Here is a 19,185-nt window from a genome sequence, read left to right on the forward strand (position 1 = left end):
ACGCGGCCCGCCCGGTCTCTCCGCCTGGTCGGGGGATGCGGCGCGCGCCGACGGCCTTCCGTCCCGGAGGCCTTGCGCCCCTGCGGGTTCCGGTCCGGCGGTGGGTACGGTGCGCGAACCCGCTCCTCGTCCGGCCGACGAGACCCGGTGGCCGGTGGCCTCGGTTCCGGCCGGGGCGCGTACGTGGTGCCGGGGCGGGGCCGGCGTCCGGTCGCGGCGGGCGGACCGTGATCCGGGCACCCGTACCGCTGTCGGCGCAGGCGGTGCGCGCGCCGTTTCCTCCGTGAAGGCTGGCGCCCTCTCCCGGTGCCTGCGGTTTGCCGGGAGGGGGGCGCGCACCGCGGGCACGCCGTCCCGTCAGGACAGGACGGCCGACAGGGCGGTCAGGAAGGCGTCCGTCGTGGGGCGGTCCCGGACGGCCAGGCGTATCCAGTCCTCGCCCAGACCGGGGAACGTGTCCCCGCGGCGCACGGCATAGCCGAGATCGCGCAGCCGGTGTCGTACGACCGCCGCCCCGGGCACGCGGACCAGCACGAAGGGCGCCTCGGCCGGGCCGGTCACCGAGACGCCCCGGTCGGCGAGCGCGGTCAGGCCCGCCACCAGGTGCGCCCGGTCCGCCGCGATGCGGTGCGCCGCGTGGCCCGCCTCGGCCAGGGCCGCGGGCGTCATGCAGGCCTCGGCGGCGGTCAGGGCCGGGGTCGAGACCGGCCACAGCGGCTGGGCCCGCTCCAGGGCCGTGATGATCTCCGGGGCGGCCAGGACGTAGCCGATGCGCAGTCCGGCCAGCCCCCAGGTCTTGGTCAGGCTGCGGAGCACGACCAGACCGGGCACGTCCGTCCGCCCGGCCAGCGTCTCCCGCTCGCCGGGCACCGCGTCCATGAACGCCTCGTCGACCACCAGGCAGCGGCCGGGCCGGGCGAGCCGGCCGATCACCCCGGCCGGGTGGAGCACCGACGTCGGGTTGGTCGGATTGCCGATCACCACCAGATCGGCGTCCTCGGGCACCGCCTCCGGGGCCAGCCGGAAGCCGTCCCGCGGCCGCAGCAGCACCCGCTCCACCGTGTGCCCGGCATCCCGCAGCGCCGCCTCCGGCTCGGTGAACTGCGGGTGCACCACGACCGGCCGGCGCACCCCGAGCGCCCGGGCGAGCAGCACGAACGCCTCCGCCGCGCCCGCCGTCAACAGCACCCGGTCGTCCGGCAGGCCGTGCCGCGCCGCCACCGCCGCCCGCGCGGCCCGTCCGTCCGGGTAGGCCGCGAGGGACGACAGCGACCCGGCGATCCGGGTGCGCAGCCATGGTGGAGGGGTGTCGGTCCGTACGTTGACCGCGAGGTCGACCAGGGCCGCCCCGTCGTCCCGCACCTCGGCGTCCCCGTGGTGCCGCAGGTCCGGCCCGCAATCGTCAGTGCGCATGGCTGTGCGTGTGCCCCCCGTGATGGTGGTGCCCGTGCCCGTGCCCGTCGTCGTCCGGGTGGAAGTGCGGCTGCTGCGGCAGCCCCACCTTGTCCTCGAAGCCCGGCAACGCGATCCGGTACACGCACGAGTCGCAGTTCATCCGCAGATCGCCCTCGACGGCCTCCTCGTACCGTTCGAGCACCAGGTCGAGCAGCTCCGGCTCGGGCCCGATCACATCGGCCGAGCGCACCTCGGTGTCGGGGTGCGCGGCCGCCCACTCCTCGGTCTGCCGCCGCACCCGGTCCGGGAGAATCCCCGTGAACAGGAAGTAGGGCAGCACGACGACCTTCCGCGCCCCCAGCCGCGCGCACCGGTCCAGGCCGCTCGGCACGTCCGGCGCGGCCAGCGACACGAACGCCGTCTCCACGCCCGCGTACCCGCGGCCCTCCCACAGCAGCCGTGCCGCCTTGAACACCTCGGCGTTGGCGTCCGGGTCCGTGGAGCCGCGGCCCACCAGCAGCACGGTCACCTCCGCCCGGTCCCGGCCGCCGATCGCCTCGTCCAGACGCCGCTCCAGGACCTTCAGCAGCGCCGGGTGCGGACCCAGCGGACGGCCGTAGGTGTACGAGATCCCGGGGTGCCGCTCCTTCTCCCGGGCCAGCGCGGCCGGGATGTCGCCCTTGGCGTGCCCGGCGGACACCAGCATCAGCGGCACCGCGGCGAACCGGCGCACGCCCCGCTCCACCAGCTCGGCCACGGCGTCGCCGAGCGGCGGCGGGGACAGTTCGATGAAGCCACCCGCGACGGGCAGGTCCGGACGGCGGCGGCCCAGCTCCTGGACGAAGGCGCGGAACGCCTCGGCTCCGGCGTCGTCACGGGTGCCGTGGCCGGCGATCAGCAGGGCGGGCGGGGTGGTCACAGGGTCTCCTCGGACGGGATCGGGTGATACAGCAGGGCGTTGAGCGCGGCGGCGGCGACCGCCGAGCCGCCCTTCTCGGACACGTTGCTCACGGCGGGCAGCCCGCTCGCGCGCAGCGCGGCCTTGGACTCGGCCGCGCCGACGAAGCCGACGGGCAGGCCGATGACGAGTGCGGGGGAGGCGTCCAGGGTGAGCAGTTCCTCCAGGGCGGTCGGCGCGCAGCCGATCACCCACAGGGCGCCGGGGCCCACCTCCTCGTACGCGAGCCGCACGGCGTGCGCGGAACGTGTGAGCCCCGGGCCGGACCTGGCGTCCTTGAGCCGGCACACGGTCCGGCGCCGGGTGATGCCGGCCGCGACCATCTCCACGTCCACCACGACCGGCGCCCCGGCGTGCAGCGCGGCGTGCGCCGGGACCAGGTCCGCCTCCGCCAGCACGAGGTCGCTCGCGTACTCCAGGTCGGCGGCGGAGTGGACGACCCGCTCCACCACCGCCCGGGTCAGCGGCGGGAAGTGCGAGGTGTCCAGGCGGGCGCGCAGCCGCCGGAAGGACTCCTGCTCGATGGGGTGCACGATCCGGTTCACCGGGCCTCCTCCTGCGTCCGTCCGCTCTGCCAGCGGTAGCCGCGCGGGGTCACCATCCGCCCGGCGACCGTGCGGGACGCGGTGTTGCCCACGGTGACGACGGTCATCATGTCGACCGTCGCCGGATCGAGCCCGGCCAGCGTGGTGACCCGGCTCGACTCGTCCGGCCGGGAGGCGTTGCGCACGACGCCGACGGGCGTCGCCGGCTCCCGGTGCCCGACGAGGATCGCCAGCGCCTTCGGCAACTGCCAGTCGCGGCCCCGGGAACGGGGGTTGTAGAAGGTGACCACGAGGTCCGCCTCGGCCGCCGCCCGCACCCGCCGCTCGATGACCTCCCATGGCGTGTGCAGGTCGGAGAGGCTGATCGAGACGTGGTCGTGGCCCAGCGGCGCGCCCAGGATCGCGGCGGCGGCCAGCGCGGCCGTCACCCCCGGCACCCCCACCACGTCGATGTCGTCCGAGGCCTCGGCGAGCGCGGGCGAGGCCATGGCGTACACGCCCGCGTCCCCGCTGCCGATCAGCGCCACCGCGTGCCCCCGCCGGGCCTCCGCGACCGCCGTACGGGCCCGCTCCTCCTCGGCGCCGAGCCCCGACTCCAGCACCCGGGTGCCGGGCCGCAGCAGATCGCGGACCTGGTCCACGTACTGGTCGAGCCCGACCAGTACCGAGGCCCGCCGCAGTTCGGCCGCCGCGCGCGGGGTGAGCAGGTCCCGGGCACCCGGCCCGAGCCCGACCACCGCGAGCCGCCCGCGCCCCGGACGGCGCACCACGGCACAGGTCGCCATCGCCGGGGAGGCGCCCGACTTCCGCTTGGGGACGAGGAGTTCACCGCCGCGCACCAGGGCGGCCGCCTCGGCGACCGACGGGGTGCCGACGGCCGCGAGCGGGGCGTCGGAGGGGTTGGGCACCTCGACGGCGGCCAGTTCCCCGGCGGAGTACGTCACCACGGGCACCCCCAGCCGCTCGGCGGCGCCCAGGATGCCGGGCTCCTCCGACTTGGCGTCCACGGTGGCGAGTTCGGCGACCGACTTCGGGGACAGCCCCGCCTCCCGGAGCGCGCCCTCGACCAGTGCCAGGACCTCCTCCGCCGGCGCCCCCTTGGACGCGCCGACGCCGACCACCAGGGACGGCGGCCGCAGCAGCGCCTCGCGCTCGCCCGGCCGGACGTCCCGGTCGGTGAGGCGGACGGTGTACGAGCCCCGCGCCGAGCACGGCAGCGGGGGCAGCGGCCAGGCCAGCTCCTGCTCCAGCACCACCGGTTCGCCGTCCAGCAGGGCCCGGGAGACGGCGGCGACCGCGCCCTCGCAGGGCAGGCCGAGGGTGTCCAGACCGGCCAGTCCCGCCGCGTCCGTCGCGGTGGTCACCACCGGCTCGGCACCCAGGAACTCGCCTACGGCACGGGCGAGTTCATTGGCGCCGCCGCCGTGCCCGCCGACCAGCGACACCGCGAACCGGCCGCCCTCGTCCACGCACACCACGCCCGGGTCGGCCGCCTTGTCGCCGAGCAGCGGCGCGAGCAGCCGCACCGTCGCGCCCGTCGCCAGGAAGCACACCAGCTGCTCGCACTCGGCGAACGCGGCCCGCACCGCCGGTCCCACGGGACCCTCGTACACCCGGGTACGGTGCGGCCAGGCCGCGGCCAGCCGGTCCCGTGCCGCCGCCCCCGCCGCGGTGGCGGAAATCAGGCCGATCACTGGTCAACTCCTCGATTGGACACAGGGCTTCTGGAGCCCCACAGCAGAAACACCGGGTTGGTGGCGGCGAGCCGGGTCACCTCGCCCGGCAGGGGAGCCAGCCGCGAGGACTGGAGCAGCACCCCGTCGCAGCCGAGACCGGCGGCGGTCAGCGCCTCGCGGGCCGCCGGCACCCGGTCCAGGGCGGCCATGGCCACGACCACGGTCCGCCGCGCGCGCGGCGCGCACGCCCGGATCACGGCGGGCAGCTCGCGCCCCCCGCCGCCGATGAACACCGCGTCCGGGTCCGGGGCGAGCCCGGCCAGCGCCTCCGGCGCCGTGCCGTGCACCACGTCCACCTCGACGCCGTGGGCGCGGGCGTTCTCCCGGACCCGGGCCACCCCGTCCGCGCTCTTCTCCACGGCGACGACGGCCGCGCCGAGCCGGGCGCACTCCACCGCCACGGACCCGGACCCGGCGCCCACGTCCCACACCAGATCGCCGAGGCGCGGCCCGAGCCGGGCCAGGGCGAGCGCGCGCACCTCGAACTTGGTGATCATCGAGTCGCGGTGGGCGAACTCGGCCTCCTCCAGGGCCCATCGCGCGGGGCCGGGCGCCGCTCCGGCGAGGGTGCGCGGTGCCCCCGGCACCAGCGACGGCCCCGGCACCAGCGACGGCCCCGATACCAGCGGCGCCCCCGGCACCTGCGGCGCCCCCGGCACCTGCGGCGCCCCCGGCATCCGAGGCGTCGCCAGGCACAGCACCACGCTCACCGCCGTGCCCCAGTCGCGGGCCGCCGCCTCGGCCGGGGTCACCCGCTCCACCCGTTCGCGCGCCGGATCGCCCAGCGCGCTCGCCACCACCAGCACCCGGTCGCGGCCGGCGAGCGCCGCGCCCAGTTCGGCGGGGCCGGCCCCCGGGCCGGTGAGCACGGCGACCTTGGGACGGGCCCGGCAGACGTGCACGGCGGTGCGCAGTGCCCTGCCGTGCGCGCTGACCACCACCGCGTCGTCCCAGGGCAGCCCGAGCCGGGCGAACGCGGTGGCCACCGAGGAGACCCCCGGGCGCACCGACAGCCGCTCGGCGCCGAAGCGCTCGGCCAGCGCCCGCACGATCCCGAAGAACCCCGGGTCCCCGGAGGCCAGCACCAGGACCGGCAGCTCCTTCTCGACGTACGCGGCGATGGTGTCCAGGGCGGGTGCCAGCGGGCCCAGCACGACCCGCTCGGCCCCGGCGGGCAGCCGGGCCGCGTCCAGGTGCCGCCGCCCGCCCACGACGAGCGCGGCGCCGGCCGCGACGTCCTCGGTCAGCGGCGCCCCCGTCCCCGTGCCGACGACCGTGATCACCTGCCCGCCCCTCGCTCCCGCAGCTCCCGCCGGGCCGCCGGGTCCGCCTTGCGGAAGCCGTGGAAGTGACCCGGGTGGTAGAGGTGCGAGCGGGTGCCGCGCGCGTCCAGCGCCGGACCCACCAGGAACAGCGTGTGCTTCCAGAGCTTGTGCTCCTTGACCGTCTCCTCCAGCGTGCCGATCGTGCACCGCACGACCAGCTCCTCCGGCCACGTCGCCTGATGGGCGACGATCACCGGGGTCGTCGTCGGATAGCCGCCCTCCAGCAGCTCCCGCACCAGCTGCCCGCTGCGCGCCGCGGACAGGAAGACCGCCATCGTCGTGCCGTGCCGGGCGAACTCGCGCACCTCCTCGCCGGGCGGCATCGGCGTCTTGCCGCCGCCGAGCCGGGTGAGGACGACGGACTGCGCGACCTCGGGGATGGTCAGCTCGCGCCCCGCGAGGGCCGCCACCGCCGAGAACGAGGAGACACCGGGGACGATCTCCGTCGCGATCCCCAGTTCCGCGCACCGGTCCAGCTGCTCCTGCGTGCCGCCCCACAGCGCCGGGTCGCCGGAGTGGATCCGCGCCACCTTCAGGCCCTCGTCGCGCGCCCGCCGGTAGACGGCCACGACCTCCTCCAGGGACATCGTCGCCGAGTCCAGGATCTCCGCGTCCGCGCGCGCGTGCTCCAGCACCTCGGCCTGGACCAGGCTGGCCGCCCAGATCACCACGTCCGCCGCCGCGATCGCGCGCGCGGCCCGGAACGTCAGCAGGTCGGCTGCGCCGGGTCCGGCACCGACGAAGGTCACCTTGCCGAGGGGTGTCCCGGCGGGTGTGTCTGTGGGGGCGTCGGCCATCGGAAAAGTCCTCTCGTACGGAAAGCACACGGCAGTAGCGGGGTGAAATGTCAGGATGCGAGGAGATATGCGAGGTGCCCGATGTGCGCGAAGGCGCCTTCATCGGATAGCAAGTGCCTATGGCGGTCTTCGTCGCGCTCGGCGCGTTCCTGATGACGCTGGCCGGCGGCTGGACGGCACAGCGGGTGACCGACCGTCGGCATCTCGTCCTCGGACTCGCCGGCGGTCTGATGCTGGGCGTGGTCGGCCTGGACCTGCTGCCGGAGGCACTGCACGCCGCCGACCGCGAGATCTTCGGCGTACCCGCGGCCCTGCTGCTGTTCGTGACCGGCTTCCTGCTGGCCCACCTCGTGGAACGCACCCTCGCCGCGCGCCAGGCCGCCCACGGCGGGGACGAGCACGACCATCACCGGGCGCCCGAGGTCGGCCTCACGGCGGCCGGCGCCATGGTCGGCCACAGCGCCATGGACGGCGTGGCCATCGGCGCGGCCTTCCAGGTCGGCGGCGGCATGGGCACCGCCGTCGCGCTCGCCGTGATCGCCCACGACTTCGCCGACGGCTTCAACACCTTCACCATCACCAGCCTCTACGGCAACGCCCGCCGCCGTGCCCTCGGCATGCTGCTCGCCGACGCCTGCGCGCCCCTGGCCGGTGCGCTGTCCACCGTCTTCTTCCACATCCCCGAAGCGGTGCTCGGCGGCTATCTCGGCCTCTTCGGCGGCGTGCTGCTCTACCTCGCCGCCGCCGAGATCCTGCCCGAGGCCCACCACGAGCACCCGGCCCGCTCCACCCTGCTGTGCACGGTCGCCGGCGCGGCGTTCATCTGGCTGGTGGTCGGCATCTCCGGCTGACCGCGCCCGCGGTCCCGTGTGCCTCACAGCTTCCCGCCCCGCCCGCCGTCCCGCCGCGGCGGCGCGATCAGCGTCGACAGGTACGGCAGCGGCGCGCCGTCCAGCTCGGCGGCCGGCCGCACCGACTCCTCCGGCAGCCCCAGCGCCGACCCCCACACCGCGTCCCGAAGCCGCCCGGACCGGGCCAGCGCCCCGGCGACCTCGGCGGCCTGCCGCCCGAACTTGTACGCCACGACCGTCCCCGGCCCGGCCAGCGCCTCCTCCAGCACCGCGGAGCCCGCCGTGACCGGCACCAGCGTCAGCGGCTCGGTGCCCTCGGTCAGCACGGCACCGGAGCGCGCCGCGAGATCCTGCATCGCGGTGATCCCGGGCACGGTCTCCACGACGAGCCCCGGCACCAGCCCCGCGACGGTCTGCGCGAGATACGTGAACGTCGAGTACACGTTCGGGTCGCCGATGGTGGCGAACGCGACCGACCCGTGCCGCCCCAGCAGCGCGGCGACCCGCTCGCCCGCCGTGTCCCAGGCGGCCTCCCGGCGCGCCCGGTCGGTCCGCTCGTTCAGCGCGAACACCACCCGGACGACCTTCTCGGCGGCCACGTAGTGCAGCACGGTCGCCTCCGCGCGCCCCGGCTCACCCCCGTCCCGCCCGTCGGCCGCGCCCATCACCGGTACGACGACGACCTCGGCCGCCCGCAGCGCGTTGACCCCCTTCACCGTCACCAGCTCCGGGTCGCCCGGACCGACCCCGACACCGATCAGCCTGCTGCTCATGACGTCCGGCACCTCTCCACGAACCGACGGGCCGCACCGGGCTCGGACGCCCAGTGCGTGTGCAGATAACTCGCGTGCACGCCCCGCTGTACAAAACCCTCCACGCGCCGGTCCCGGCCCCGGACGCCCCACGCGGGCGCGGCGCCGGCGCCCGGCTCCACCGCGGTGCGGTGGAACTCGTGCCCCCGCATCCGCGTCCCGGCCGCGGCCAGCACGCTGTCCCCGACGGCCACCGCGTCCCGGTAGCCGAGGGTGAGCCGCTCCGTCATCCGCGCCGTGGCGTCCAGCACCCCGCACATGGGCCGGCCGTCCAGCTCCCGGCACAGATAGAGCAGCCCGGCGCACTCGGCGGCGATCGGCGCCCCGGCCGCGGCGAGCGCGGCGACGGCCGCGCGCAGCGGTTCGTTGGCGGACAGCTCGGCGGCGTACACCTCGGGGAAACCGCCGCCGACGACCAACCCGGCCGTGCCGTCGGGCAGCCGTTCCTCGCGCAGCGGGTCGAAGGGGACGACCTCGGCGCCGGCGGCCGTGAGCAGCTCGGTGTGCTCGGCGTAGGAGAACGTGAACGCCGGGCCGCCCGCCACGGCGACGCGCGGCCCCGGCCCGCCGCCCGGCCGGGCCGGACCCTCGGGGCCGGACGGCACGGGGCTCCAGGGGGCCGGGTCCCCGGGCACCGGACCGGCGGAACGGGCGAGCGCCTCCAGCGCGGCCAGATCGCATCCTTCACGGACCAGCGCCGCCATCGCCGCAACCGAGTCGGTCGCCGCCGCCCGCCGCTCGGCGACCGGCACCAGACCCAGATGCCGGGACGGCGTCCGGACCGGACGGGCCCGCCGCAGCACGCCCAGCACCGGCACCCCCGCCGAGTCCAGCGCCTCCCGCAACAGCTCCTCGTGGCGGTCGGACCCCACCTTGTTCAGGATCACGCCGCCGATCCGCACGCCCGGGTCCCACGACGCGAAGCCGTGCACCAGCGCCGCCACCGACCGCGACTGCGCCGACGCGTCCACCACCAGCACCACCGGCGCCCCGAGCAGCTTGGCGACCTGCGCGGTGGACGCCAGCTCGCCCTCCCCGGCGGCGCCGTCGTACAGCCCCATCACGCCCTCGACCACGGCGAGGTCGCACCCCCGCGCCCCGTGCAGGAACAGCGGGGCGATCAGCTCCGGCCCGCACAGGTAGGCGTCCAGGTTCCGCCCCGTCCGCCCGGTCGCGAGCGCGTGGTATCCGGGGTCGATGTAGTCCGGCCCGACCTTGTGCGGGGACACGGCGAGCCCCCGCGCGGCGAACGCGGCCATCAGCCCCGTGGCCACAGTGGTCTTGCCGCTGCCCGAGGAGGGCGCGGCGACGACCAGCCGGGGCACCGGCGAATTCACCACTCGATGCCCTTCTGGCCCTTCTGCCCCACGTCCATGGGGTGCTTGACCTTGGACATGTCCGTCACCAGGTCGGCGAAGTCCACCAGCGCGGCCGGCGCGTTCCGCCCGGTGACGACGACGTGCTGGGTGCCGGGCCGCGTGCGCAGCACCTCGATCACCTCGTCGGTGTCCACCCACCCCCAGTGCATCGGGTACGCGAACTCGTCCAGCACGTACAGCCGGTACGTCTGCGCGGCCAGGTCCCGCTTGACCTGCGCCCAGCCCTCCCTGGCCTTCTCCTCGTTGTCCATCTGCGCGTCGCGCTGGACCCAGGACCAGCCCTCGCCCATCTTGTGCCAGTCGACGGTGCCGCCCTCGCCGGAGGCACCGAGCACGCGCAGCGCGTTCTCCTCGCCGACCTTCCACTTCGCCGACTTGACGAACTGGAACACCCCGATGGGCCACCCCTGGTTCCAGGCCCGCAGCGCGAGCCCGAACGCGGCGGTGGACTTCCCCTTGCCGACCCCGGTGTGCACGACGACCAGCGGACGGTTGCGCCGCTGACGGGTCGTCAGGCCGTCGTCGGGTACCACACTCGGCTGCCCCTGAGGCATTACGCGGCCCTCCTGCTGCTGTTCCCCTGCACATCCCTGACGAGACCGGCGATCGAGTCGGCCCGCAGCTCGTCCAGCGTGACGGCCGTACCGCCCAGCTCGCCCGCGAGCCGCCCGGCGAGACCGAGCCGCACCGGACCCGACTCGCAGTCCACGACCACCGACGCGACCGCCTCGGCCGCGAACAGCCGTGCCGCGCGTCCGGCGAGCGCCACCGGCTCCGGTCCGCCCGTGGCCCGCCCGTCGGTCACCACCACGACCAGCGCCCGGCGCGCCGGGTCCCGCAGCCGCTCCACCCGCAGCACCTCGTGCGCCTTGAGCAGCCCGGCCGCCAGCGGCGTGCGGCCCCCGGTCGGCAGCGACTCCAGCCGTACGGCGGCCGCGTCCACGGAGGACGTCGGCGGCAGCGCGACCTCCGCGGCCGACCCCCGGAACGTCACCAGACCGACCTTGTCCCGCCGCTGGTAGGCGTCGAGCAGCAGCGACAGCACGGCGCCCTTCACGGCGCTCATCCGCTGCCGGGCCGCCATCGACCCGGAGGCGTCGACGACGAACAGCACCAGGTTGCCCTCGCGCCCCTCCCTGACGGCCTGCCGCAGATCGTCCCGGCGGACCACCAGCCCCGGCCCGGACCGACCCCGCGCCCGCTGGTGCGGGGCGGCGGCCCGCACGGTCGCCGCCAGGTGCAGCTTGGTCAGGGCGCCCCGCGGCCGCCGGGCCCCGGTCGTCCGCCCGTGCTCGGTCCGCGCCCGCGAGCGCCGCCCGGCGGCGCCCTCCCCGATCCCGGGCACGCTCAGCGCCTTGGTCCGGAACGGCTCGGCGGCCCGCGCGGCCGATTGCTCCCGCGATCCCGCTGCCTGCGGCTCCCCGCCCTCGCCGGCCTCGGGCCGCGCGGCGGTGTCCCCGCCGCCCTGCGGCCCGTCCTCGGGCTCCGGCCGCCCGCCGCCACCGCCGGGGCCGGGATCGTCGTCGCCGTCCCCGTCACGGTCCTGCCCGGCGGACTGCTCCAGCGTCTCGTCCAGCTTGTCCTCGTCCAGGCCCGGCGCGTCGAAGGGGTTGCGGCGCCTGCGGTGCGGCAGCGCCAGCAGCGCGGCCTGCCGTACGTCCTCGGCCAGCACGTCCGTCCGCCCGGCCCACGCGGCCAGCGCGGTCGCCGTGCGCGCCATCACGATGTCGGCGCGCATACCGTCCACCTCGAAGGCCGCGCAGGTCGCCGCGATCTGCCGCAGCGCGCCGTCGCCCAGCCGCACCCGCGGCAGCAACTCCCGTGCCGCCGCGATCCGTTGGCGTACGGCGGTCTCCTCGGCGGCCCACCGCGCGGCGAAGCCGCCCGGGTCGTCGTCGTACGCGAGGCGCCGCTTGACGACCTCCACCCGCTGGTCCGGCTCCCGCGAGGCCGCGACCTCCACGGTGAGCCCGAACCGGTCGAGCAGCTGCGGCCGCAGCTCGCCCTCCTCCGGGTTCATCGTCCCGACGAGCAGGAAACGCGCCGCGTGCCGCACGGACACGCCCTCGCGCTCCACGTACGAGGAGCCCATCGCCGCCGCGTCCAGCAGCAGGTCGACCAGGTGGTCGTGGAGCAGGTTGACCTCGTCCACGTAGAGGATGCCCCGGTGCGCGTCGGCGAGCAGGCCCGGCTCGAACGCCTTCACGCCCTCCGCGAGGGCCCGCTCGATGTCCAGCGCGCCGACCAGCCGGTCCTCCGAGGCGCCGACCGGCAACTCGACCATCCGGGCGGGCCGTTCGGCGCCCGGCCCCGGCTCGTGCGGCCCGTCGGGACAGGCCGGGTCCGGGGCGGCCGGGTCGCAGGAGAACCGGCACCCGGGCACCACGGCCACCTCCGGCAGCAGCGCGGAGAGGGCCCGTACCGCCGTGGACTTGGCGGTGCCCTTCTCGCCGCGCACCAGCACACCGCCGACCGCCGGGGAGACGGCGTTCAGCAGCAGCGCCAGCCGCAGATCGTCCTGGCCGACCACGGCCGTGAAAGGAAAGGGGGTGGTCACTGGTCGTCGCCCTCCAAGTCGCCCTCCAGCTCCAGATAGGTGGCGCGCAGCCGCTCCAGCGTGTCCGCGTCCGGCTCGGCCCACAGGCCCCGGTCCGCCGCCTCCAGCAGCCGCTCGGTGATGCCCCGCAGCGCCCAGGGGTTGGACTTCTTCATGAAGTCCCGGTTCTCCGGGTCGAAGACGTACTCCGCGCTGAGCTTCTCGTACATCCAGTCGTCCACCACGCCCGCCGTGGCGTCGTAGCCGAACAGGTAGTCCACGGTCGCCGCCATCTCGAAGGCGCCCTTGTAGCCGTGCCGCCGCATCGCCGCCATCCAGCGCGGGTTGACCACCCGCGCCCGGAACACGCGGTGCGTCTCCTCGCCCAGCGTCCGCGTCCGCACCTGGTCCGGAACGGCCGAATCACCCACGTACGCCTCGGGGTTGGCGCCGGTCAGGTGCCGGACCATGGCGACCATGCCGCCGTGGTACTGGAAGTAGTCGTCGGCGTCCACCAGGTCGTGCTCGCGGGTGTCGACGTTCTTCGCCGCCACCGCGATCCGCTTGAACGCCGTCTCCATGTCCCCGCGCGCCGCCCGCCCGTCGAGCCCGCGCCCGTACGCGTAACCGCCCCAGACGGCGTACACCTCGGCGAGGTCGGCGTCGGAGCGCCAGTTGCGGGCGTCGATCAGCGGCAGCAGACCCGCGCCGTACGCGCCCGGCTTGGAACCGAAGATCCGGGCCGTGGCACGGCGCCGGTCACCGTGTTCGGCGGTGTCCTGCGCCACGTGCGCCCGTACATAGTTGGACTCCGCCGGCTCCGGCAGCTCGGCCACCGCCCGTACCGCGTCGTCGATCAGCCCCACGACGTGCGGGAACGCGTCCCGGAAGAAGCCGGAGATGCGGACCGTGACATCGATGCGCGGGCGGCCCAGCTCGGCCAGCGGGATCGTCTCGAAGCCGGTCACCCGGCGCGAGGCGTCGTCCCAGACCGGGCGGCAGCCCAGCAGCGCCAGGATCTCGGCGATGTCGTCGCCCTGGGTGCGCATCGCGGAGGTGCCCCAGACCGTCAGGCCGACGGACTTCGGGTACTCGCCGGTGTCGGCCAGGTACCGCCGCACCAGCGAGTCCGCGAGCGACTGCCCGACCTCCCAGCTCAGCCGGGACGGGATCGCCTTGGGGTCGACCGAGTAGAAGTTCCGGCCCGTGGGCAGCACGTTGACCAGACCGCGGGTCGGCGAACCCGAGGGCCCCGCCGGGACGTAACCGCCGTCCAGCGCGCGCAGGATGTGCCCGATCTCGTCCGACGTGCGCGCCAGCCGGGGCACGACCTCGTCGCAGGCGAACTCCAGCACCGCCACCGCCTCCGGCAGCGCGGCTCCGCCCAGTGCCTGCCGGACGACGTCCCCGACGGCCGCGCGCGCCCAGTCCCGCGCCTCCATGCCCTCCGCGACCCGGCGGCACAGCTGCTCCAGCAGGTCGATCGCGTCGGCCGCCGTCCGCGCCGGGCCCTCCGCCAGGTCCGTCAGCTCCACCGGCACCTTCACCGGGGCGCCCGGCTCGGCCAGCAACTCCTTCTCCACCAGCCCGAAATGGGCGGCGAGACAGGCCCGCAGGCCCGGCAGGGCGTTCGCCCGGCCGCCCCAGACCTGGGAGGCGCGCAGCACGGCCAGGACGAGGTTCACCCGCGGTTCGCCGACCGGGCCGCCGCCGAGGATGTGCAGACCGTCGCGGATCTGCACGTCCTTGATCTCGCACAGATAGCCGTCGATGTGCATGACGAACTCGTCGAACTCGGCGTCGTCCGGCTGCTCGTCCACATGCAGGTCGTGGTGGAGCTCGGCGGCCTTGACCAGGGTCCAGATCTGGGCGCGGACGGCCGGGGCCTTGGCCGGGTCCAGGTCGGAGACGAGCGCGTACTCGTCCAGCAGCTGCTCCAGCTTGGCCAGGTCGCCGTAGGTGTCGGCGCGCGCCATCGGCGGCACCAGGTGGTCCACCACCGTGGCGTGCCCGCGCCGCTTGGCCTGGGTGCCCTCGCCGGGGTCGTTGACGATGAAGGGGTAGATCAGCGGCAGTTCGCCGAGGACCGCGTCCGGCGCGCAGCCGCGCGACAGGCCGAGGCCCTTGCCCGGCAGCCACTCCATCGTGCCGTGCTTGCCCATGTGCACGACCGCGTCCGCGCCGAAGCCGTGCTCCAGCCAGCGGTAGGCCGCCATGTAGTGGTGCGAGGGCGGCATGTCGGGGTCGTGGTAGATAGCGATCGGGTTCTCCCCGAAGCCGCGCGGCGGCTGGATCATGACCACGACGTTCCCGAACCGCAAAGACGCCAGCACGATGTCGTCGCCGTCCACGTACAGGCTGCCTGGCGGCTCGCCCCACGCCTCGGTCATCGCCTCCCGCAGCCCCGGGTCCAGCGTCTCGAACCACGCCCGGTAGTCGGCCAGCGGCACCCGCGCGGGCGCGGCGGCCAGCTGCTCCTCGGTCAGCCACTCCACGTCGTGGCCGCCGGCCTCGATCAGCCGGTGGATCAGCTCGTCGCCGCCGGACGGGTATCCGGTGACCCCGTACCCGGCGTCCCGCAGCGCGTCCAGCACCCGCACCGCCGACGCCGGGGTGTCCAGGCCGACCGCGTTGCCGACCCGGGAGTGCTTGGTCGGGTACGCGGTGAAGACGAGCGCGATCCTCTTCTCGGCGTTCGGCTTGTGCCGCAGCCGGGCGTGCCGTACGGCGATCCCGGCCACCCGCGCGGCCCGCTCGGGGTCGGCGACGTAGACCGGGACCTCGTCGGGGCCCTGCTCCTTGAAGGAGAAGGGCACGGTGATCAGCCGGCCGTCGAACTCCGGGATGGCGACCTGCATCGCCGCGTCCATGGGGGACAGCGCCGCGTCCGACTCCTCCCAGGCGGCCCGCGAGGAGGTGAGGCACAGGCCTTGCAGCACCGGGACGTCGAGGTCCGCCAGCGCGCCGATGTCCCAGGACTCCTCGTCCCCGCCGGCCGACGCCCCGGAGGCGTGCGTGCCGCCCGCCGCGAGCACGGTGGCCACCAGCGCGTCGGCCCGCCCCAGCAGCTCGTACAGCCCGGCGTCCGCGCCGCGCAGCGAACCGCAGTACACCGGCAGGGCGTTGGCGCCCCGCGCCTCGACGGCCGCGCACAGGGTGTCCACGAAGGCCGTGTTGCCGCTGAGTTCGTGGGCCCGGTAGAAGAGCACGCCCACGGTCGGCCGGTCCTCGCGGAACTCGTACGCGCCGTGGACCCCGTACTCCGGCATCCGGTGCGGCTCCTCGAAGCCCTCGCCGGTCAGCAGCACGGTGTCGGACAGGAAGCGGGCCAGCTCGCGCAGGTTCGCGGGGCCGCCCTCGACCAGGTAGCGCAGGGCCTCGGCGACCACGCCCGCGGGCACGGTGGACTCGGCCATCAGCTCCGCGTCCGGCACCGCCTCGCCGCCCAGCAGCACCGCCGGGACGCCGGACGCCTTCAGCGCGGCCAGCCCCTCCTCCCAGGCGCGCTTGCCGCCGAGCAGCCGCACGACGGCGAGGTCCGCGCCGGCCAGCAGTCCGGGCAGTTCCCCGGTGACGTCGACCCGGGTGGGGTTGCCGATGCGGTAGTCCGCGCCGGAGGCCCGGGCCGCCAGCAGATCCGTGTCGGCGGTCGACAACAACAACACTGTGCTCATGCGGGCGCTCCCGGTGGAATGAAGGGCAGTCCTTGCGGCGCGCCGGACTCGATGAGCCGCCACAGCGCGTCCGTGTCCGCGTGCTGTTCGATCAGATCGCCGAGCCGGTCCAGCTGCTCCTCGCGCAGCGCGGCGAAGGAGGTGTCCGGCGCCGGGACGAAGCGGCGCCCCGCGGCGGCGGCCACCTCGCGCAGGAAGGCCCGGCGGAAGCGGTCCGACTCCAGCGAGCCGTGCCAGTGGGTGCCCCAGGTCTGGCCCGACCGGCAGCCGTCCAGGAAGGGGTCGCCGCCCTCGACCGACGCCACCCCGTGGTGGATCTCGTACCCCTCCACCGGCTCGCCGAGGGCCCGGCCGGCGGGGCGGGCGAGGGTCTTCTCGCGGGCGAACCGCACCCGTACGGGCAGCAGTCCGAGCCCGGGGACCGCACCGGCCCGCGACTCCACCTCGTCCTCGATGTGCTCGCCGAGGATCTGGAAGCCGCCGCAGATGCCGAGCACGGGCCGCTGCCGCGCGGCCCGCCGGACCAGGGCGTCCGCGAGCCCCCGGGCGCGCAGCCACTCCAGCGCCCGGACCGTGCCCCGGGTGCCGGGCACGATCACGAGGTCCGCGTCGGCCAGTTCCTCCGGCCGGTCCACGAACCGCACCACGACGCCCGGTTCGGCGGCCAGCGCGTCCACGTCGGTGAAGTTCGACATCAACGGGATCGCGCACACGGCGACCCGCAGCACGTCCTCGCCGACCGGCGGGGCCACGGCGGACTCCCGGACGGCGCCCCGGAGGGAGACGCGCAGGCCGTCCTCCTCGTCGATGCCCAGTCCGTGCCGGAACGGCAGCACGCCGTACGCCCGCCGCCCGGTGAGGTCCCGCAGCATGTCGAGGCCGGGTTCGAGCAGCGAGACGTCGCCCCGGAACTTGTTGACCAGGAACCCGGCGACCAACTCCTGGTCCTCGGGCGCGAGCAGGGCGAGGGTGCCGAAGAAGGAGGCGAAGACGCCGCCGCGGTCGATGTCGCCGACGACCAGCACGGGCAGCCGGGCGCCCCGGGCGATCCCCATGTTGACGATGTCGGTGCGCCGCAGATTGATCTCGGCCGGGCTGCCCGCCCCCTCGCAGATCACCGCGTCGTACGTGCGCCGCAGCTCGGCCAGGCAGTCCAGCACCGTGCCCAGCAGCCGCTGCTGCCGCCCGCCGTGGTAGCCGCGCGCGCTCATCTCGCCCACCGGTCGGCCCAGCAGCACCACCTGGCTGCTCTGTTCGCCGCCCGGCTTGAGCAGCACGGGGTTCATCAGCGCGGTCGGTTCGATCCGGCACGCCTGGGCCTGCATGGCCTGGGCCCGGCCGATCTCGGCGCCCTCGCGGGTGACGAAGGAGTTCAGGGACATGTTCTGCGCCTTGAACGGCGCGACCTTCACGCCCTGGCGCGCCAGCCAGCGGCAGATCCCGGCCGTCACGACACTCTTGCCGGCGTCCGAGGTGGTGCCGGCGACGAGCAGACCACCGCTCATTTCCCGTGTCCCTTCGAACCCTTGACTCCGGTGACCAGGAGGCGCGCGGCGACCGTGGTGCCGAGCGCGAGCAGACCGACGCGGCGGGAGAGCCGTACCGCGCGGTCGATGTCGCCGGCCCGGACGGCCCGCCCGGCGTCGCCGTTGAGGACGGGGCGGTGCTCCACGCGGCCGCCGTAGGAGAGGGTGCCGCCCAGCCGGACGCCGAGGGCGCCGGCGAAGGAGGCCTCCACCGGGCCGGCGTTCGGGCTCGGGTGCCGGCCGGCGTCCGCGCGCCAGGCGCGTACGGCGCCGCGCGGGTCGGGCCCGGCCGCGGCGGCGAGCACGGCGGTCAGCCGGGCCCCGGGCCAGCCGGCCACGTCGTCCAGGCGGGCGGCGGCCCAGCCGAAGCGGCGGTGGCGCGGGGACTTGTGACCCACCATCGCGTCCAGGGTGTTGACCGCGCGGAACCCGAGCAGCCCCGGCACCCCGGCGACCGCGCCCCACACCAGGGCGCCCACGACCGCGTCGGAGGTGTTCTCGGCGACCGACTCGACCACGGCCCGCGCGATGCCGTCGGCGTCCAGCGCCTGCGGGTCCCGGCCGCACAGATGGGGCAGCCGGGCGCGGGCCGCCTCGACGTCCCCGGCGGTCAGGGCGCGGCCGATGGTCCGGGCCTCCCGGGCGAGCGAGGTGCCGCCGACCACGGACCAGGCGGCCGCGGCGGTCAGCGCGACGGAGGCGGCGGGGGAGGGGCGTACGACGCGTGCGGCCAGCGCTCCGAGCGCGACGGCGCCACCGGCGCACACGGTGGTGTGCAGGGCGCCCCAGCCACGGTGGTCATGCCACAACGCGCCTTCCACGGCGGCGGCCGCACGCCCGAACACGGCGACCGGATGCCCGCGGCGGGGGTCGCCGAGGAGCAGGTCGCCGAGAAGCCCGGCGGCGGCGCCGTACGCATACCTGCGATCGGCACCCATCGGCTCAGCCGGCCGTGGGCACCGCGGCAGTGTTCCTGGTACTGGTCCTTCGGCAGCCGAGCATGGCGATACAGGTCCTCACTCAGGGTGTCCGCGCCCTGGTACGAAGAAAAACGGGCGGCGAGAGTTCCTGGCTCCCGGGGGTTCCTCCCCGGTGACAGTGGCGGGACCGCGCCGGATTCGCACCGGCTTCCTCTTCTGCCGCCTTACATGGCCTGGGAAGTCCACCACGTGCCCGGAACGGCCGTCAACTTGCCGTTGACCTGCGGGAGTGTGCCGCTGCCCACATCACGCCACGGGCCGGGCACGCCGAAGGCCCCCGTGCGCGGCGGGCGCACGGGGGCCTTCGGGGGTTTTCGTCGAGCGGGTCCCGGGGTTCAGGACTTGGCGACGATCAGGACGATGCCGTACACCACCGCCGCCGCGCACGCCGCGAAGCAGACGTAGGCGCCGGTGACGGCGAGCGCCGCGGACTCGCCCTGTGCCGCGGCCTTCTCGCGCTTGGCCAGTCCGTTGACGCCGAGGGTGAACAGGGCCACCAGGCCCACCGTGAACACGAGGCTGACGCCGAACACGGAGCCGATGGCCGCCCAGTCGATCTTCATGGGGATGCTTCCTTGGTGAACGGGGGCGCGGGGATCAGACGGTGGCGGCCGGCGGGGCGGCCATCGGCTCCGTGTTCGGCGTCAGCCTCGTGTTCACGGTGGGCCTGG

At 75.5% G+C, this 19,185-nt stretch carries 15 protein-coding genes and 1 riboswitch; of the genes, 1 reads left to right on the forward strand and 14 read right to left on the reverse strand.

Annotated elements, in window-relative coordinates:
* Positions 1–357 precede the first annotated feature (357 nt).
* From cobC to cobM, 6 genes are read right to left on the reverse strand one after another with little or no spacing between them, the layout of a single operon-like run.
* Positions 358–1,413 carry an Rv2231c family pyridoxal phosphate-dependent protein CobC gene (gene cobC, locus FRZ03_RS23770; protein ID WP_146467182.1) on the reverse strand — a complete coding sequence of 352 codons (1,056 nt, stop codon included), beginning with the start codon at positions 1,411–1,413 and terminating at the stop codon, positions 358–360.
* Positions 1,403–2,314, reverse strand: a complete 912-nt coding sequence (locus tag FRZ03_RS23775) for a sirohydrochlorin chelatase (protein WP_146467183.1) — start codon at positions 2,312–2,314, stop codon at positions 1,403–1,405. Before FRZ03_RS23775 ends, cobC begins: the two co-directional genes overlap by 11 nt.
* Positions 2,311–2,898: a precorrin-8X methylmutase gene (locus tag FRZ03_RS23780; RefSeq protein WP_146467184.1), complete on the reverse strand. Its 588-nt coding sequence runs from the start codon at positions 2,896–2,898 to the stop codon at positions 2,311–2,313. Before FRZ03_RS23780 ends, FRZ03_RS23775 begins: the two co-directional genes overlap by 4 nt.
* Positions 2,895–4,592 (reverse strand): precorrin-3B C(17)-methyltransferase, encoded by a 1,698-nt coding sequence (cobJ, locus tag FRZ03_RS23785; protein ID WP_146467185.1) that lies wholly within the window; start codon positions 4,590–4,592, stop codon positions 2,895–2,897. The genes FRZ03_RS23780 and cobJ overlap by 4 nt, the downstream gene beginning before the upstream one ends.
* A complete protein-coding gene (gene cbiE / locus FRZ03_RS23790) occupies positions 4,589–5,917 on the reverse strand; it encodes a precorrin-6y C5,15-methyltransferase (decarboxylating) subunit CbiE (protein ID WP_146467186.1) in 1,329 nt (442 codons plus the stop codon). The genes cobJ and cbiE overlap by 4 nt, the downstream gene beginning before the upstream one ends.
* Entirely contained in the window at positions 5,914–6,756 is an 843-nt protein-coding gene (gene cobM, locus FRZ03_RS23795; protein WP_146467187.1) for a precorrin-4 C(11)-methyltransferase, read from the reverse strand. Before cobM ends, cbiE begins: the two co-directional genes overlap by 4 nt.
* Positions 6,757–6,875: 119 nt before the next feature.
* On the opposite strand from cobM, the gene FRZ03_RS23800 reads away from it, so the two are divergent.
* Positions 6,876–7,607: a ZIP family metal transporter gene (locus FRZ03_RS23800; RefSeq protein ID WP_146467188.1), complete on the forward strand. Its 732-nt coding sequence runs from the start codon at positions 6,876–6,878 to the stop codon at positions 7,605–7,607.
* Positions 7,608–7,630: 23 nt separating this feature from the next.
* On the opposite strand, the gene cobI is transcribed toward FRZ03_RS23800, so the two are convergent.
* The 8 genes from cobI to FRZ03_RS23840 form a co-directional block, all read right to left on the reverse strand.
* Positions 7,631–8,380 carry a precorrin-2 C(20)-methyltransferase gene (gene cobI, locus FRZ03_RS23805; protein ID WP_146467189.1) on the reverse strand — a complete coding sequence of 250 codons (750 nt, stop codon included), beginning with the start codon at positions 8,378–8,380 and terminating at the stop codon, positions 7,631–7,633.
* The gene (locus FRZ03_RS23810) at positions 8,377–9,759 is read right to left on the reverse strand and encodes a cobyrinate a,c-diamide synthase (protein WP_186785576.1); all 1,383 of its coding nucleotides are present in this window, start codon (positions 9,757–9,759) and stop codon (positions 8,377–8,379) included. Before FRZ03_RS23810 ends, cobI begins: the two co-directional genes overlap by 4 nt.
* A complete protein-coding gene (gene cobO / locus FRZ03_RS23815) occupies positions 9,753–10,352 on the reverse strand; it encodes a cob(I)yrinic acid a,c-diamide adenosyltransferase (protein WP_146467190.1) in 600 nt (199 codons plus the stop codon). The genes FRZ03_RS23810 and cobO overlap by 7 nt, the downstream gene beginning before the upstream one ends.
* The gene (locus FRZ03_RS23820; RefSeq protein WP_146467191.1) at positions 10,352–12,355 is read right to left on the reverse strand and encodes a putative cobaltochelatase; all 2,004 of its coding nucleotides are present in this window, start codon (positions 12,353–12,355) and stop codon (positions 10,352–10,354) included. Before FRZ03_RS23820 ends, cobO begins: the two co-directional genes overlap by 1 nt.
* On the reverse strand, positions 12,352–16,008 hold the full coding sequence (gene cobN, locus FRZ03_RS23825) for a cobaltochelatase subunit CobN (protein ID WP_146467192.1): 3,657 nt from the start codon (positions 16,006–16,008) through the stop codon (positions 12,352–12,354). Before cobN ends, FRZ03_RS23820 begins: the two co-directional genes overlap by 4 nt.
* Entirely contained in the window at positions 16,005–17,513 is a 1,509-nt protein-coding gene (locus FRZ03_RS23830; protein WP_146467193.1) for a cobyric acid synthase, read from the reverse strand. Before FRZ03_RS23830 ends, cobN begins: the two co-directional genes overlap by 4 nt.
* Positions 17,510–18,472 (reverse strand): cobalamin biosynthesis protein, encoded by a 963-nt coding sequence (locus FRZ03_RS23835; RefSeq protein WP_146467194.1) that lies wholly within the window; start codon positions 18,470–18,472, stop codon positions 17,510–17,512. The genes FRZ03_RS23830 and FRZ03_RS23835 overlap by 4 nt, the downstream gene beginning before the upstream one ends.
* 105 nt (positions 18,473–18,577) lie before the next feature.
* Positions 18,578–18,716: riboswitch (cobalamin riboswitch) on the reverse strand.
* 133 nt (positions 18,717–18,849) lie between these two features.
* Positions 18,850–19,077, reverse strand: coding sequence for a hypothetical protein (locus FRZ03_RS23840; protein WP_146467195.1), 228 nt, complete (start codon positions 19,075–19,077; stop codon positions 18,850–18,852).
* Between the last annotated feature and the right edge of the window lie 108 nt (positions 19,078–19,185).

This window comes from Streptomyces misionensis (genome assembly GCF_007896895.1).
GTDB lineage: Bacteria > Actinomycetota > Actinomycetes > Streptomycetales > Streptomycetaceae > Streptomyces > Streptomyces misionensis_A.

Excerpts from the sequence above, each read along its gene's own strand:
- cobC (WP_146467182.1), bottom strand. The coding sequence starts at position 1,413 with ATGCGCACTGACGATTGCGGGCCGGACCTGCGGCACCACGGGGACGCC.
- cobM (WP_146467187.1), bottom strand. The coding sequence starts at position 6,756 with ATGGCCGACGCCCCCACAGACACACCCGCCGGGACACCCCTCGGCAAG.
- FRZ03_RS23800 (WP_146467188.1), top strand. The coding sequence starts at position 6,876 with ATGGCGGTCTTCGTCGCGCTCGGCGCGTTCCTGATGACGCTGGCCGGC.
- cobI (WP_146467189.1), bottom strand. The coding sequence starts at position 8,380 with ATGAGCAGCAGGCTGATCGGTGTCGGGGTCGGTCCGGGCGACCCGGAG.
- cobO (WP_146467190.1), bottom strand. The coding sequence starts at position 10,352 with ATGCCTCAGGGGCAGCCGAGTGTGGTACCCGACGACGGCCTGACGACC.
- cobN (WP_146467192.1), bottom strand. The coding sequence starts at position 16,008 with ATGAGCACAGTGTTGTTGTTGTCGACCGCCGACACGGATCTGCTGGCG.
- FRZ03_RS23830 (WP_146467193.1), bottom strand. The coding sequence starts at position 17,513 with ATGAGCGGTGGTCTGCTCGTCGCCGGCACCACCTCGGACGCCGGCAAG.
- FRZ03_RS23835 (WP_146467194.1), bottom strand. The coding sequence starts at position 18,472 with ATGGGTGCCGATCGCAGGTATGCGTACGGCGCCGCCGCCGGGCTTCTC.
- FRZ03_RS23840 (WP_146467195.1), bottom strand. The coding sequence starts at position 19,077 with ATGAAGATCGACTGGGCGGCCATCGGCTCCGTGTTCGGCGTCAGCCTC.